The following is a 14,974-nucleotide window of genomic DNA, read 5'->3' on the forward strand; positions in this document are numbered from 1 at the left end:
AGCCGCTTTATCCTGAATTTTTATAATTATTTCTTTGATTATTACAAAATAATTATTTCATTTGGAACAGAATCTACAACACACACTTAACAAAAACAGGAGAACGGCTATAGATAAAACTCTACTTACATAAGAATAATTATACAAAAGGGGAAATAAAAGTAGGGGTCCTATGAAAATTCAAACAATGAGTGACCAGCAGCTGATACATCTATATGTTGCTGGTAAGGAAGTTGGTCTGCAAGAATTGATCAATAGACACAAGTCGAAAATCTATACATCTATCTATCTGTTGGTAAAAGACCAGTATTTAGCCGAGGATATTTTTCAGGATACGTTTATTAAAGTTATTCAGACTTTAAAAGCAGGAAAATATAATGAAGAAGGCAAGTTTTTACCATGGGTTTTGCGGATAGCGCACAATCTTGTAATAGATTTTTTCAGAAAAGAGAAACGTACGCCGGTTATAACGAACGGCGATGGCTTCGATATTTTCGACGTTATTAAAGTATACGATGAAAATGTTGAAGACAAAATTGTGCGTGAGCAAACGTACAAGGATCTGAAAACACTGATTCATCTGTTACCGTCGGAGCAGAAAGAGGTATTGATTATGCGCCATTACGGCGATCTTTCATTCAAAGAGATCGCGGATATTACCGAAGTAAGCATTAATACTGCTTTGGGACGCATGAGATATGCCCTAAACAACCTTCGTAAGATGTTGGAAAGCAAGGAGTTAAGCTTAAAGTGTTGAATTTTTCCACACTTTTTTCATTTGCTTAAAATATTTAGGCAGCAATTGACGTTTACTTTGATAAATTAATCAATTGCTTATGACTGATATTTTTACACCGGCAAAAACGTTAACCTGCAAATCGAACCAGACAGGTAATACAGAATATCCTATGGATACATTAAGCCAAGACGATCAACAGTTATTTATCAAGCTTCAGCCTTGTTTAGATCAGCTGAAAAAGGAACCAGGACAAGATGTAGTAGATAGAATTCTGGCGTTTTCAAAATCTTACTAATTTTATAAAAATTTTTGAAAGACCTGCGGATCGCGGGTCTTTTGTATTTTCTCCACGCCCTGAGTTTATTGATTGGCACTAACGCTAATTCGTTTACCTTTGTAAATGCTTAAGCAAGATCGTTTCAACGCATTTATCGCTTATTTTTCGGCAAACCAGCCGGATGCCCAAACCGAGTTACATTATAACAATCCCTACGAATTACTGGTAGCTGTTATACTATCAGCCCAATGCACGGACAAGCGGGTAAATCTCACAACACCTGCGTTGTTTGAACGCTTTCCAAATGCTCAAAGTCTTTCCGAGGCGACTTCGGAAGAGGTTTTTTCGTATATAAGAAGCATAAGCTATCCCAACAATAAGTCGAAACACCTGGTAGGAATGGCCAAAAAACTGGTTCATGAATTTAACGGCGTTGTACCCCCGCAAGTTGACGAATTGCAAAAACTTCCCGGCGTCGGCCGGAAAACTGCGAACGTAATCGCATCTGTAGTTTATGATGCTCCTGCACTTGCTGTAGACACACATGTTTTCCGTGTATCGAACCGGATCGGGTTAACAACCAATGCACGCACGCCGCTTGCTGTTGAAAAACAACTGGTAAAATATATTCCGGAAGATAAAATCGCGATAGCTCACCATTGGCTTATATTGCATGGACGATACATTTGCGTCGCTCGAACGCCAAAGTGCAGTATTTGTCCGCTAACATATTTCTGTAAATACTACGAGCAGCAAGGTACTGCAACCGCGCTAAAAAAAGCTGAAGCCCTAAATAAGAAGAAACTAAAAGACAAGGCTTTGAAAAATCAAAAAAGAAAAATTACAGAAAAGCTAAAGCAGTATCAGATTTCAGAATAATTTAATACATTTATTTTAATTAATTTTGATAATATTTTTAGCATTTGTTTTAAATAATTTATAAATTCGCAACAGTAAAACTAATATAATGAGCAACGCTGATAAATTAAAGGCCCTACAACTTACTCTCGATAAACTGGAAAAATCATACGGCAAAGGAACAATTATGAAGCTGGGAGACTCGGCTGTTGAACCTTTAGAATCTATATCAACCGGATCTATCGGACTGGATATAGCATTAGGGATCGGAGGGCTGCCTAAAGGCCGTGTCATCGAAATTTACGGACCGGAATCATCGGGAAAAACGACACTTGCTATCCACGCTATTGCTGAGTCGCAAAAAAAAGGAGGAATCGCTGCGTTTATTGATGCGGAACATGCCTTTGATAAATTTTATGCAAAAAAATTAGGTGTTGATATTGAAAACCTATTGATCTCTCAGCCAGATAACGGCGAGCAGGCTTTAGAAATTGCCGACAACCTGATTCGTTCGGGAGCAATTGATATTATCGTAATCGACTCAGTCGCGGCGCTTGTTCCAAAAGGTGAAATTGAAGGCGAAATGGGCGATTCGAAGATGGGATTACAGGCCCGCTTAATGTCGCAGGCTTTACGTAAGTTAACAGGAACAATCAGTAAAACCGGATGCTGCTGTATTTTCATTAACCAGTTACGTGATAAGATCGGTGTCATGTTTGGCAACCCTGAAACAACAACCGGTGGTAATGCTTTAAAATTCTACTCATCGGTACGTTTAGATGTTCGTCGTATATCGCAGATCAAAGACTCAGATGAAGTATCGGGAAATAGAGTTAAAGTAAAAATCGTTAAAAATAAAGTTGCGCCGCCATTCCGGATTGCCGAGTTCGACATAATGTTTGGCGAAGGAATTTCAAAGGCAGGCGAAATCATTGACCTTGGCGTCGATTTCGACATCGTTAAAAAATCTGGATCATGGTTCAGTTACGGCGATACCCGCTTAGGTCAGGGTCGCGATGCTGTAAAACAACTGATCAATGATAACCCCGAATTAATGGAAGAACTGGAAAACGCCATTAAAGAATCGGTTACGGCGGAGAAATTAGAAGAGAAATAGATATCCGTTAACTCTTCAGAGGGCTTGGTTACTTTAAAAGTGGCCAAGCTTTTTTTACGCTTATCTTTTCATTTAAATCATCTTTTCACGTGATCAGCAAGCTTGTGTTCTCTCCCGGGATCCTTGTCTTTCAGAAAAACTAATATCAGCACTGATATCACAGGAATTAGAAATGAAATCCAAAACCAGAACCAAAAATTCCTTCCCATACTACGAGCCATAAATCCGGCGATAAGCTGTGGTGAGAAAATCAGGATTAATGCGAGTATCGCTAAGGGAATTTCGGGCATTTCTAAAATGGCATTCTGGCAAGAGGGGCTGTATCCTGCCCTACAAAATCACCATTCAAAAATTTGTGATAACCAGCTATCGCTATCATACCAGCGTTATCGGTACAGTATTGAAATTGAGGAATAAAAACGTTCCAACCCTTTCTTTCAGCCAGGTCCGTTAACATCTGGCGTAAACCAGAATTTGCGGAAACTCCTCCGGCAATAGCGACATTTTTAATCCCAAATTGATCAGCGGCTTTTTGTAGTTTATTTAATAATATGGAAACAATGCGATATTGAACAGACGCGCAAATGTCATTTAAGTTATTCTCGACAAAATTGGAGTTTTCCTTTTCGTTATTGCGAATGAAATAAAGGATTGACGTCTTCAGGCCGCTAAAGCTGAAATCGAATCCTGGTATCTGTGGTTCAGGAAACGAATAAGCATGAGGATTTCCCAACTGCGCATATTTATCGATCAACGGCCCGCCCGGATATGGAAGATTTAAGATTTTGGCGGTTTTATCAAACGCCTCTCCCGCGGCGTCATCATTCGTTTGACCGACAATTTCCATGTCAAAATAATTTTTAACCAGCACAATTTGAGTATGACCACCTGAAACGGTTAAACATAAAAAAGGAAAATCAGGCTTTGGATCGTCGATAAAATGAGCAAGTATATGAGCTTGCATATGATTAACATCAATCAAAGGCACATTTAGAGCTAGCGCAAAAGCCTTGGCAAATGACGTCCCGACAAGCAATGAACCAAGCAAACCCGGACCACGGGTAAATGCCACTGCATCTATCTCATTTTTGTTTATTTTTGCTCTGTCCAGGGCTTCTTCCACAACCGGAATAATATGTTGTTGATGTGCCCGGGATGCAAGTTCAGGAACAACTCCTCCGAATTTTTGATGAATAGCTTGGGTAGCGATAATATTTGAACGGATTTCGCCGTCTATACATACCGCTGCTGATGTGTCATCGCAAGAAGATTCGATGCCGAGAATTGTAGCCAAGATTGAATGATTAAATTTTAACTCTGCAAAAATATTAAAAAAGCTCTTAAAATATTTCTCTGGATCATCCTTACCATATTGGTATTGATATCGGCTTTGGTTTTTTCGCTGCAATTTAAGCCTGTTCAAACTTATCTGGCAAAACGGGCGGCGAAATACTTGTCTGGCGAATTGCATACAAAAATTAACATTAAGAGCTTGTATTTAAAGCCTTTCAAGTCATTAGTACTTGAAGACCTGTATGTACAGGATCTCCAAAAAGATACTTTACTATATGCCCCTCGCTTAACTGTCGATCTCAACCTTTTATCCATTAAGCTTAGAAAAATATCTGTTAATACAGTTCAGTTAGATAACGGACAGTTTTATCTGAAAGATTTTAAAGATTCGTCAAACCTGGGTTTTATCATTAATTATTTCAGTTCAGGAAAGCCTGAAGTAAAAAAGAAAGGAAAGCCGTATGATATTACTTTTGATAAAATTGTACTAAACGACTTTGGGTTCAAATACAAAAACTTTAACAACCCGGATACAACAATCACAGGTGTCGTAAATTTTGACGATGTTGATCTAAAGAAGTTAAATGGCACTTTTTTAAACCTTGACACTAAAAACCATCTGGCTAAATTTCAGGTTCGCCATCTCACTTTCAGAGAAAAAAGTGGTTTCTATCTTAAAAACCTTACGACCCTCGCAAGTATAGATACCAATAGTATGGAATTTAAAAACCTGCTGCTGGAAACTCCGAAAACCAAGTTAACTGACTATGTGTCCTTTAAATTTAATAAATACAAAGATTTTAGCAGGTTTGTAAGTAAAGTATATGTGAAAGGAGTTTTTAAAAATTCTCTTCTTCATCCTGCCGACATATCTTTTTTTGCTCCGGAAGTGCAGCCCTATAAAGTAGACTTTCACATTGACGGCCGTATCAATGGTTATGTAAACAATTTCAAGGCGCGCAGTTTCGCAGTTAGAGCCGGAAATGCTACTTATCTAAAAGGCGATTTTGATATCACTGGCTTACCTAAGCTCAGCGAAACATTTCTTGATTTAAAATTCGATCAAATTGCAAGCAACCATCGGGATGCCGATGAAATAATACGGGCTTTGACTGGTAAAAAAACATCGCAGGTACCGCAATTCTTTCAAAAATTTGGCAACATAAATTTCAAAGGCAGATTTACAGGTTTCCCCAAGGACTTTATTGCTTTTGGTGAATTTAAAACCGGACTTGGCCGCATTGTCACTGACGTTAACATGAAACTGTTGGCTACGCCTGTTTATTCCGGAACTGTTAAAACTTATGACTTCGATTTCGGCAAACTCGCCGACGAACCATTGCTTGGCAGAGGAACTCTTTCAGCAAGAATTAAGGGGCGCGGATTTAGTCAAAAAACGCTGAACAGCCAAATTAATACAACGGCAAGCTATTTCACTTTTAAGGGCTATACTTATCACAATATTGATTTAAACGGAAAATTCAATAAAAACCGTTTTGATGGAAACGTAAAGATTAACGATAACAATCTGGTACTCGATTTCGACGGCGGTGTTGACTTGAACCCAGCTTTGCCGGAGTTTAATTTTACATCGTCGATAAAAAATGCGAATCTCAAAAATCTCAATCTTACAAAGGACACGTTAGCCGTTGACGCTGAACTGACAACCAATTTCACCGGTAATGACTTAAATAACTTGCAGGGCAATCTGTTAATCAACCGCGTTCGGATAACCACGCCGAAAAATTCATTTATTGTAGATTCCGTTTATCTGGATGCAAACGGCATTGGAGCAAATCGCGAGCTGCACGTAAATTCCGACATTCTTGAAGCAAGCATCAAAGGTGAATATGACCTCAATACGCTTCCATCCTATTTTAAATCGGTAGCGAAACGATATGTTCCATCCCTTCAAACAACAATTGTAAAAGGAGGTGTGCAAAACTTCAATTTTAACTTACAGATCAAGTATTTTGAGCCGCTGAGCGCATTATTTGCACCCGATTTAAAATTACCCGAAGGAGCTTTGTTAACCGGCGTGTTCAAGTCGCAGGAAAATTTAACGAACTTCAACGCGTCATCAAACCTGATTCAGTATAAGAAAATTAAGGTGAATAATTTCATACTTGATGAAAGCAACAACGAGCAAGCCCTAAACGTGTTCATTTCTTCTGACCGGGTTGATTTGACAGACAGCCTTTTTATAAAAAACGTCAACATAGCTAACGTATTAAAAAACGACAGTCTTAATCTCAACGTTAAACTATCCGATAAAAGTGCAACAAATCAGCTCGACTTAAACGGTCTCGCAGAATTTAAGGCAGACAGTTCCATGAAGCTAAGCATTCTGCCTTCGGATGTAGTGATCAACAATAATGAGTGGAAAATAACCGACAAAGTTAAAATTGGATTTGATCGGAATAAAATCAATATCGCGGGCTTCGAGTTGTCAAGAAATGACCAGTCCGTAACGATAAACGGAATAATATCCGAAGATCCAAAAGATCATATCGATTTACTATTTGAAAATTTCCAGCTGGCAAATCTCAACACGTTAACCAACGCCGCTGGGGTGTTAATAAAGGGAAAGCTTAATGGCAGCATTGGTGTCACGGCACTAAGCAAAACACCTCATATAGAAACCGATTTAAGAGGTGATTCCGTCGTCGTAAATAGCACCGCGATCGGCAACTTTACCATCAAAGCCGATTTCGACAACGAAACAAAGCTTGTTAACGCGAAAGCTAACATTCAAAATAAAGGTTTCGAAACATTAGACATCGAGGGCACCTATAACGCAAGGCCCGACGAAAACACTTTGAATCTCCAGGTACGGATGGATAAAAGTGAGATAGTTATTTTTGAACCGTTTATAAAAGATTTGGTTTCAAACCTGAGCGGAACAGTTTCTGCAGATTTAACGGTGACTGGAAAAGCGACTGACCCGCAGATTGACGGAACTTTGTCATTGAACAACGCCGGAATGACCGTCAATTTCCTAAAAACTGCTTATCACATAAACGACCGCGTAAAGGTTGAGAACAGTAAAATTTTCCTTGAAAACCTCATTTTACGGGATGTAAGAAATCACGAAGCGATTGCCAATGGTTCTGTTGACATGAAGGATCCAAATAATCCAACTATCGATGTTAACCTCACGGCACAGAACTTTATGGCCCTCAATACGACACGAAAGGACAATCAGTTATATTATGGTGTTGCTTATGCTACGGGTGTTTTCAGCTTTAAGGGACCAACTGACAATATCAATATTGACATTGATGCGAAAACCGAAGATGGAACTGTTTTTAACATTCCACTTAATTCGGCAGAAACAGTAAGTGATAAGGATTTCATCACATTCATAAAAAAAGATTCGAACTTTGTAGCTAAAAAAGAATCGTCATTTAAGGGCGTTAACATGAACTTTATCTTAAATGTTGACAATAAAACAGAGGTCAACATTTTTACAGAAGTTGGCAAATTAACCGGCCGTGGCGACGCACAAATAAATCTCAAAATCACCAGCATGGGCGATTTTGAGATGTACGGCGATTACCTGATTTCTACCGGAAAATTTGAATTTACCGCACAGGACTTCATAAATAAGATATTCGAAATAGACCGCGGCGGCTCTGTCCGTTGGACAGGAAATCCAACCGACGCTAAAATTAACGTAAACGCAACATATGCTGTTCGCGCGAGCCTGGGACCTTTATATACTGCTGCTAACATCCCCGCGCAATCCAACGCCAACCAACGCGTACTTTCTGAAGCGATAATGACTTTAACAGGAAGCCTGCTAAGGCCCGATATTACCTTTAACCTTGATTTTCCGTCCGACTCTTATGTTAAAGATGAATTGCAGGCCTATCTGAGCGATCAGGGGAATGTTACTCAGCAGGCGGTAAGCTTGATTTTACGCCGCAGCTTTGCGCCCGGATCCGGCACTGACATAACCCAGCAATTGAATTCCACTGTCCAGAGTGCAGCTACTGAATTATTTTTCAACCAGTTTAACAATGTTCTTGCGCAGTCGCTCAACTTAAAGTTTGTCGATCTTAACATTCGCTCTTTTAATGAAGCAAGCGCATCCATCAGGTTGTTGAACGATCGGCTGGTTTTAACCGGCGGCGTTACCGATACACGCGCAAACATCGGCGATTTTAATGTTATCGGTAGTGCAGTAGCACACGATGTTGAAGCATCATATCTGATCAAAAAAGACGGTAGCTTATCGATCCGCGCGTCAAACAGGCTTAATAATCGTAATTTTCTTAATCCTGTTGAAGAATACGTTAATGCAATCGGTATTGTATACCGGCAGGAGTTCGATAATTTCGGAGAATTTCTGAAAATAATAATCGGTCAGAAAAGGCGCGAAGAACGTAGAAAACATTTAGAAGAAGAACAAAAAAAGAAACCTGATCCTGCTACTACGGAAAAACCAGTCGCTATAAAACCAGCCGATGCCAAGGCGATCGATAAAAAGATTGTTCCAACCGCTAATTGATTGTTTAGATTTTTTCCAAACTAAAAAATGACATTGACAGCGTCAGGTCAGTGTATGTTTTTTTGTAAATTCGCACGAAACTAATTCTAGTAACTTAACAATCATAAATAAGATGGCATTTGACTTAGACATGATAAGGAAAGTGTACAGCAACATGGAAAGCCGTATTCAGGCTGCCCGGAGTGTTGTTGGAAAACCCTTAACATTAACAGAGAAAATTTTATACGCACACTTGTGGGATGGCGAAGCATCAAAAGCTTTTGACCGTGGTGTATCCTATGTTGATTTTGCTCCGGATCGCGTAGCAATGCAGGATGCGACGGCACAAATGGCACTTCTGCAGTTCATGCAAGCGGGGCGTCCAAAAGTTGCTGTTCCGTCTACAGTACATTGCGACCACCTGATCCAGGCTAAAGTAGGTGCTGATGAAGATTTGGCAACTGCGAACACAACTAATAAAGAAGTTTACGATTTCCTTTCATCCGTTTCCAATAAATATGGATTGGGATTCTGGAAGCCGGGCGCGGGTATTATCCACCAGGTTGTTATTGAAAATTATGCATTCCCCGGAGGAATGATGATCGGAACAGATTCACACACTCCTAATGCAGGCGGTTTGGGTATGGTGGCAATTGGTGTAGGTGGTGCGGATGCATGCGACGTAATGGCCGGATTTGCCTGGGAGCTTAAATTTCCTAAAATCATTGGCGTTAAATTAACAGGTAAACTTTCAGGATGGACGTCAGCGAAGGACGTAATTCTTAAAGTTGCTGGTATTCTGACTGTAAAAGGTGGAACAGGATGCATCGTTGAATACTTTGGAGAAGGAGCCCGTTCACTTTCAGCAACAGGAAAAGGCACTATTTGCAACATGGGTGCAGAAATTGGCGCTACAACTTCCATCTTCGGATATGATGAAAAATCGGAAGAGTATTTACGTGGCACTAAACGTGAAGAAATAGCTGACTTAGCAAATACCATCAAGCAACACTTAACAGGCGACGAAGAAGTTTATAATAACCCTGAACAATATTTTGACCAGGTTATTGAAATCAACCTTTCTGAACTTGAACCGCATATCAACGGTCCGTTCACTCCAGATTTGGCCTGGCCGCTTTCTAAGTTTGCGGACGCCGTACGCGAACACAACTGGCCAGCGAAACTGGATGTTGGTTTGATCGGTTCGTGTACCAACTCTTCATACGAAGATATAACCCGTGCAGCTTCTTTGGCAAAACAGGCTATCGACAAAAACCTGGTTACGAAATCGGAGTACACCGTAACGCCTGGTTCGGAATTGGTGCGCTATACTGTTGAACGCGACGGGTACCTTGATACTTTTGAAAAGATCGGCGGTGTTGTTCTTGCAAACGCCTGCGGACCGTGTATTGGCCAATGGGCACGTCATGGCGCGGAAATGCATGAGAAAAACTCAATCATAACATCTTTTAACAGAAACTTTGCAAAACGTGCAGACGGGAATCCGAACACCCATGCGTTTGTTGCTTCGCCGGAAATCGTTACTGCTTTGGCTATCGCCGGAACTTTAACATTTAACCCGATTACCGACACATTAACAAATGAGCAAGGCGAGCAAGTTAAACTTGACGAGCCTCAAGGCCTGCAAATGCCTATAAAAGGCTATGCGGTTGAGGATGCAGGGTTCCAGGCTCCGGCAGAAGACGGAAGCCATGTTCAGGTTTTGGTAAGCCCTGAGTCAAGCCGTTTACAGATCCTTGAAGTATTCCCGTCATGGGAAGGCACCGATCTTAACGGACTGAAGCTGCTTATCAAAGCGAAAGGAAAGTGCACAACTGACCATATTTCAATGGCCGGCCCATGGTTAAAATTCCGTGGACACCTTGACAACATTTCAAACAACATGCTGATCGGCGCCATTAATTATTTTAATGATACAGCTGATCATGTTAAAAATCAATTAACAGGCGAATATGGCCCGGTTCCGGCAACGCAACGTGCATACAAAGCTGCTGGAATTGGTTCAATCGTTGTCGGTGATGAGAATTATGGTGAAGGCTCTTCACGTGAGCATGCAGCTATGGAGCCACGTCATCTTGGCGTTAGAGTAATATTGGTAAAATCGTTTGCCCGTATTCACGAAACGAACTTGAAAAAGCAAGGAATGCTCGGTATTACATTTGCCGATCCAAAAGACTACGACAAAATCCAGGAAAATGATACAATCGACATCAAAGGTTTAACTGATTTTGCTCCTGGCCAGCAGTTAACTGTCGTACTTCATCATGAAGACGGAAGCTCAGAATCATTCCCTGTAAATCACACTTATAATCAGCAACAGATTGAGTGGTTTAAAGCAGGTGCAGCGCTAAACATCATCAGGATGAAGCAGCAGCAACAAGCTTAATAAATTAAAGTTGTAAAACCGCCTTACTTTGTTGTAAGGCGGTTTTTTTATGTCTCTTCAACTCGTCTTGTTGGCCAGGTAGCAACAGCCAAAACAAAGCAATGCGAAAGCCTGTTTACAGTGTTGGTCAAACCGGATAGTATGCAGTTAGATTTCCTGGTAAATTCTACCTTACCCCCTTTCGTTAAAAACCTGATCATCGCAGCTATTGCTATTGTCCTTGGAATTTTAATTAAAATCACCCTACACTATACGTTTAAATTCCTGTTCAAATGGTGGCCCAACTTTTTGATTCAAACGATAATTAAACACCTAGCAGGCCCTATTACTTTTTTTATTCCGCTTTTGTTTCTTAACGCGAGCCTAGAATACATGCAGCTGAGTAAAACGGTTTATCTCGGCTTAAACAAGGCAGTCGAAATCGCTCTTACCGTAAACTTCGCAATTGTTCTAATCCGCATCCTGAACATTGCTGAAGATTATTTTTACCACCATTACGATACCAATAAAGACGATAACCTGAGAGAACGGAAAATCCGGACACAGCTTCAGTTTATCCGAAAGATACTCGTTTCTCTTATCGCACTTGTTACCGTTGCAATCGTGCTTTTAAGCTTTGAAAGTATGCGAAAAATCGGCACCGGTTTATTAACTGGCGTCGGAATTGGTGGTATAATCATTGGTTTTGCAGCACAAAAATCGCTGGGCAACTTACTTGCCGGTTTTCAGATCGCTTTTACACAACCTATTCGTATTGATGATGTTTTAATTGTTGAAGGAGAATGGGGCCGCGTTGAAGAAATAACATTGACTTATGTCGTAGTAAATATCTGGGATCAGCGCAGATTGATTTTACCAATCACCTATTTTATAGAAAAGCCATTCCAAAACTGGACCCGTGTATCAGCAGAATTGTTAGGTACGGTTTTTTTATATCTTGACTACGATACGCCCATTCAGCCATTGCGTGAAAAACTGACGGAGCTACTAAGTAATCATCCATTATGGGATAAACGAGTAAATGTAGTTCAGGTGACAGACAGCAAACCCAATACCATAGAAGTCCGCTTTTTAATGAGCGCGCGCAACTCTTCGCAAGCGTTTGATCTTCGATGCGATGTACGGGAAAATCTCCTTGCATTTATACGTGAAAGTTTTCCCGACAGCTTACCTAAAAATCGCGTGTTACTGCAAAAAGAATGATCATCAAGCCGGCGCGGTGTACCTTTCTTCTACCAGCTTACTAATTGCTTCCCGGGATTTTGTTACGTCACTTTCGCTTTCTTCGATGTGTTCTGTAAGCCGTGACAGCTCATCATCGTTGACGAATTCTTTAAACCACTTTGAGTAATCTTTATTCCTTAAGTGGAAAAGCCATGTCTCATCATCTACGCCTTTAGAAAGCTGAACAAATGTATTCAGGTTGAACGCTTTCAAATTCAATTTACCTTCCGGCCCCTTAAAATAGAAACTGTCCGGCCCCATATCGCCTGTCGCGTATTTTTTACGGTGGCGTTGCATTACTTTTAATGGAACGGAACTCTTAATCAATACGGGAGCACTTGAGGTATCTGCATTCCAAACAAGTGCTTCTCCTTGCGGCAGATTATGCGACTGGTCGTAATGAAAGTTTATGTTACGTATTTCCGCGAATGATTGGATAGTTTTTTCGGCGTCCTTTCCCAAGGCAACGATTGTATCAACTTCTTTTACAAGAGTTTCATTTATCAGTTCAGGCTTGGTAGTGATAGCAAAAAAGCGGGTGAAGTGCGCAGGCATGTTAAAATAAGTTGCACTGGCTTCCTTTGGAATCAGGTGATGAGCTTCGTCGAAAATAAACCAATGCGGATGACCGTAATTTTTGCGCATGTCAAGCAAAGTATTAAGCAATTTTAAAAAGAAAGCAGGCCTGTCTTCCAGGGGAATTGCAAGCGTACAAATCACACAGCTCTGTGAGGTATTATCCAAAACTTTAACAATTTGTTCAAGTTCAGGAACCTGGCTGGAAGATCCGAGTTGAATAGGTCCCTGCATGTCCAGATAATCGCCCTCCGGATCAATCAGGCAGAACTGATAATTTTTAGCTGCCAGATTTTCAATAAAAGCACTGGTAAGAGTCGATTTTCCACCGCCGGAAGTCCCGGCAAGAAGCACACCTCTGCTATACGGACTAAGCATAAACGGCTCATTGTCGGCAGATGTGCCAATTTGAATATGGTGGCGTGAAAGTAATGATTCTTTGTCGGCCAAATCATTTTCAATAATATTTTCAATCAATTCACTAACACCACGTCCGTGATCTTCTTTGGTTGTAAAATCACATAAAGTTTTTACTGATTCTAACGCATTAGACACTGCAACAGAGCATTCTGTTGCCGCCATCATCGCCGTATCGTTTTCCGCGTCGCCCACGGCAACCACGTTATGCATAGAATATCCGAGCTCGCAAACGGCTTCTGACAACCCTTTTTCTTTATTGATGCCCGCCGGCAAAACCATCACAGCGCCTTTATTAAAAATTACCTGCTTCTCGATTCCAAGTTTCTGAATGGCTTCTAAAACAGTAAATTGGTTGGGCTCCCAGGTGGCGACAATCACACGCCCAACTGACAACGGGGAAATATTCCTTTCTCTTAAATAGGCAACGAATTCGGGTGGAGGAGCATCGCCTAACAGGCGCTCTTCGAGCGTTCCGGGGCGATAAATTAGTGCACCATTCTCCGCAACAATGCGATCAAATAAATTGTATTCAGGAAACAAAGCCTTTAACTCATCCAGCTCCCTTCCGGTCACCAGGATAAGTTTCCGGCCAGATGCTTTGAGCGATTTTAAAGATTCGATAGTTTCTTGCGAAACGCGTTCATGATGAGCAAGCGTGCCATCGTAATCTGTAGCTAAAACATGATAGCGCATAAAAATCTTTTATCATAAGATGCTTAAACGCAGGCATTTGTTTTAAAAACAGTCAATCAGTTTACTGGACTATCAGTTTTCTCGCAGATGCAGTATGGGCACTAAAATAACCTAAAGCGCCATTAGAGATATTTGAAGGCGGATTTGACGGTGTAACTCCGCCGCCGGGACCGCGTGCTTCCTGGCTTTGTAATGTGTACCAGTACGTGAAAACATTTGGATCGATACATTGCATTTCTACCACAATGCTGTCTCTGGGTTTAAATTCCTGTTCATCTTCATCGTTATCCGAAAACCCTGGATAAAGCTCGGTAAGCATTTTATTTCCGTTAGTTAGCCGGTCGTTTGCCACAAAAATCTGTTTATTTTGTTTGCCGTTGATCGATAACAGGAAACGGTATTGATCGGCCGTTTTTGCAGGATCATGGTATTGTGCGATAACACCGTCATATTTTCGACTTCCAAAGCTAATGTCGGTTAAACTTAACGTATCAAGTTTCACAGGGGACGGCATAACTGAAATTGCTGTATAAGTTTGCCCTTCTATATCGACGTTCAATGTGTAAGTGCGACCTGGAACACCTCTGTATGTTACCGAATAAATTCCCGGAGAGTTCTCCCGGAAAGTTATTATGTTTTTTTGATTGTCCGTAACCGTAACTTTTGCTCCTGAAACGGCAGGGAAATTATTGCTGTCGGTAAACATAACTGAACGGCTGATTTTAACCTTTTGTGTTGCCATGATATTGCTCAGGTTTCCTTCGATCACTAACTGTGAGCCTGATTGATCTACGTCTACATCAATCACCTTTTCACAGGAACTGAATACAAGTACTGCGAGGCAGAACGCCAATAATCTTATTACGTTTGTCATTATA

10 protein-coding genes are annotated in these 14,974 nt (G+C 40.8%); 7 read left to right on the top strand and 3 right to left on the bottom strand.

Translation table 11 applies throughout. The annotated features are described in order from the left end of the window. Positions 1 to 172: 172 nt before the first annotated feature. From GS399_RS07410 to recA, 4 genes are all read left to right on the top strand, one after another. Positions 173 to 757, top strand: a complete 585-nt coding sequence (locus GS399_RS07410; RefSeq protein ID WP_160843988.1) for an RNA polymerase sigma factor — start codon at positions 173 to 175, stop codon at positions 755 to 757. A gap of 79 nt (positions 758 to 836) precedes the next feature. Next, the gene (locus tag GS399_RS07415; RefSeq protein WP_160843989.1) at positions 837 to 1,034 is read left to right on the top strand and encodes a hypothetical protein; all 198 of its coding nucleotides are present in this window, start codon (positions 837 to 839) and stop codon (positions 1,032 to 1,034) included. A 105-nt stretch (positions 1,035 to 1,139) separates the two neighbouring features. Continuing rightward, complete coding sequence (nth, locus tag GS399_RS07420) at positions 1,140 to 1,895, top strand: endonuclease III (RefSeq protein ID WP_160843990.1); 756 nt, start codon at positions 1,140 to 1,142, stop codon at positions 1,893 to 1,895. 88 nt (positions 1,896 to 1,983) lie between these two features. Next, entirely contained in the window at positions 1,984 to 2,991 is a 1,008-nt protein-coding gene (gene recA / locus GS399_RS07425) for a recombinase RecA (RefSeq protein WP_160843991.1), read from the top strand. A 292-nt stretch (positions 2,992 to 3,283) separates the two neighbouring features. On the opposite strand, the gene tsaD is transcribed toward recA, so the two are convergent. Continuing rightward, positions 3,284 to 4,285 (bottom strand): tRNA (adenosine(37)-N6)-threonylcarbamoyltransferase complex transferase subunit TsaD, encoded by a 1,002-nt coding sequence (gene tsaD, locus GS399_RS07430; protein ID WP_160843992.1) that lies wholly within the window; start codon positions 4,283 to 4,285, stop codon positions 3,284 to 3,286. Between the two features lie 78 nt (positions 4,286 to 4,363). Here tsaD and GS399_RS07435 point away from each other — a divergent pair, with 78 nt between their 5' ends. From GS399_RS07435 to GS399_RS07445, 3 genes are all read left to right on the top strand, one after another. Then, positions 4,364 to 8,797: a translocation/assembly module TamB domain-containing protein gene (locus GS399_RS07435; RefSeq protein ID WP_237487899.1), complete on the top strand. Its 4,434-nt coding sequence runs from the start codon at positions 4,364 to 4,366 to the stop codon at positions 8,795 to 8,797. 112 nt (positions 8,798 to 8,909) lie between these two features. Then, positions 8,910 to 11,183: an aconitate hydratase gene (locus GS399_RS07440; protein ID WP_160843993.1), complete on the top strand. Its 2,274-nt coding sequence runs from the start codon at positions 8,910 to 8,912 to the stop codon at positions 11,181 to 11,183. A gap of 141 nt (positions 11,184 to 11,324) precedes the next feature. Continuing rightward, on the top strand, positions 11,325 to 12,386 hold the full coding sequence (locus GS399_RS07445; protein WP_160843994.1) for a mechanosensitive ion channel family protein: 1,062 nt from the start codon (positions 11,325 to 11,327) through the stop codon (positions 12,384 to 12,386). A 3-nt stretch (positions 12,387 to 12,389) separates the two neighbouring features. Here the strand turns inward: GS399_RS07445 and GS399_RS07450 are convergent, their stop codons facing one another. Further along, positions 12,390 to 14,096 (bottom strand): HAD family hydrolase, encoded by a 1,707-nt coding sequence (locus GS399_RS07450; protein ID WP_160843995.1) that lies wholly within the window; start codon positions 14,094 to 14,096, stop codon positions 12,390 to 12,392. Positions 14,097 to 14,157: 61 nt separating this feature from the next. Beyond that, positions 14,158 to 14,970, bottom strand: coding sequence for a DUF4249 domain-containing protein (locus GS399_RS07455; RefSeq protein ID WP_160843996.1), 813 nt, complete (start codon positions 14,968 to 14,970; stop codon positions 14,158 to 14,160). Positions 14,971 to 14,974: the final 4 nt, after the last annotated feature.

Origin of the sequence: Hufsiella arboris, assembly GCF_009834875.1 — a bacterium.
GTDB classification, from domain to species: domain Bacteria; phylum Bacteroidota; class Bacteroidia; order Sphingobacteriales; family Sphingobacteriaceae; genus Hufsiella_A; species Hufsiella_A arboris.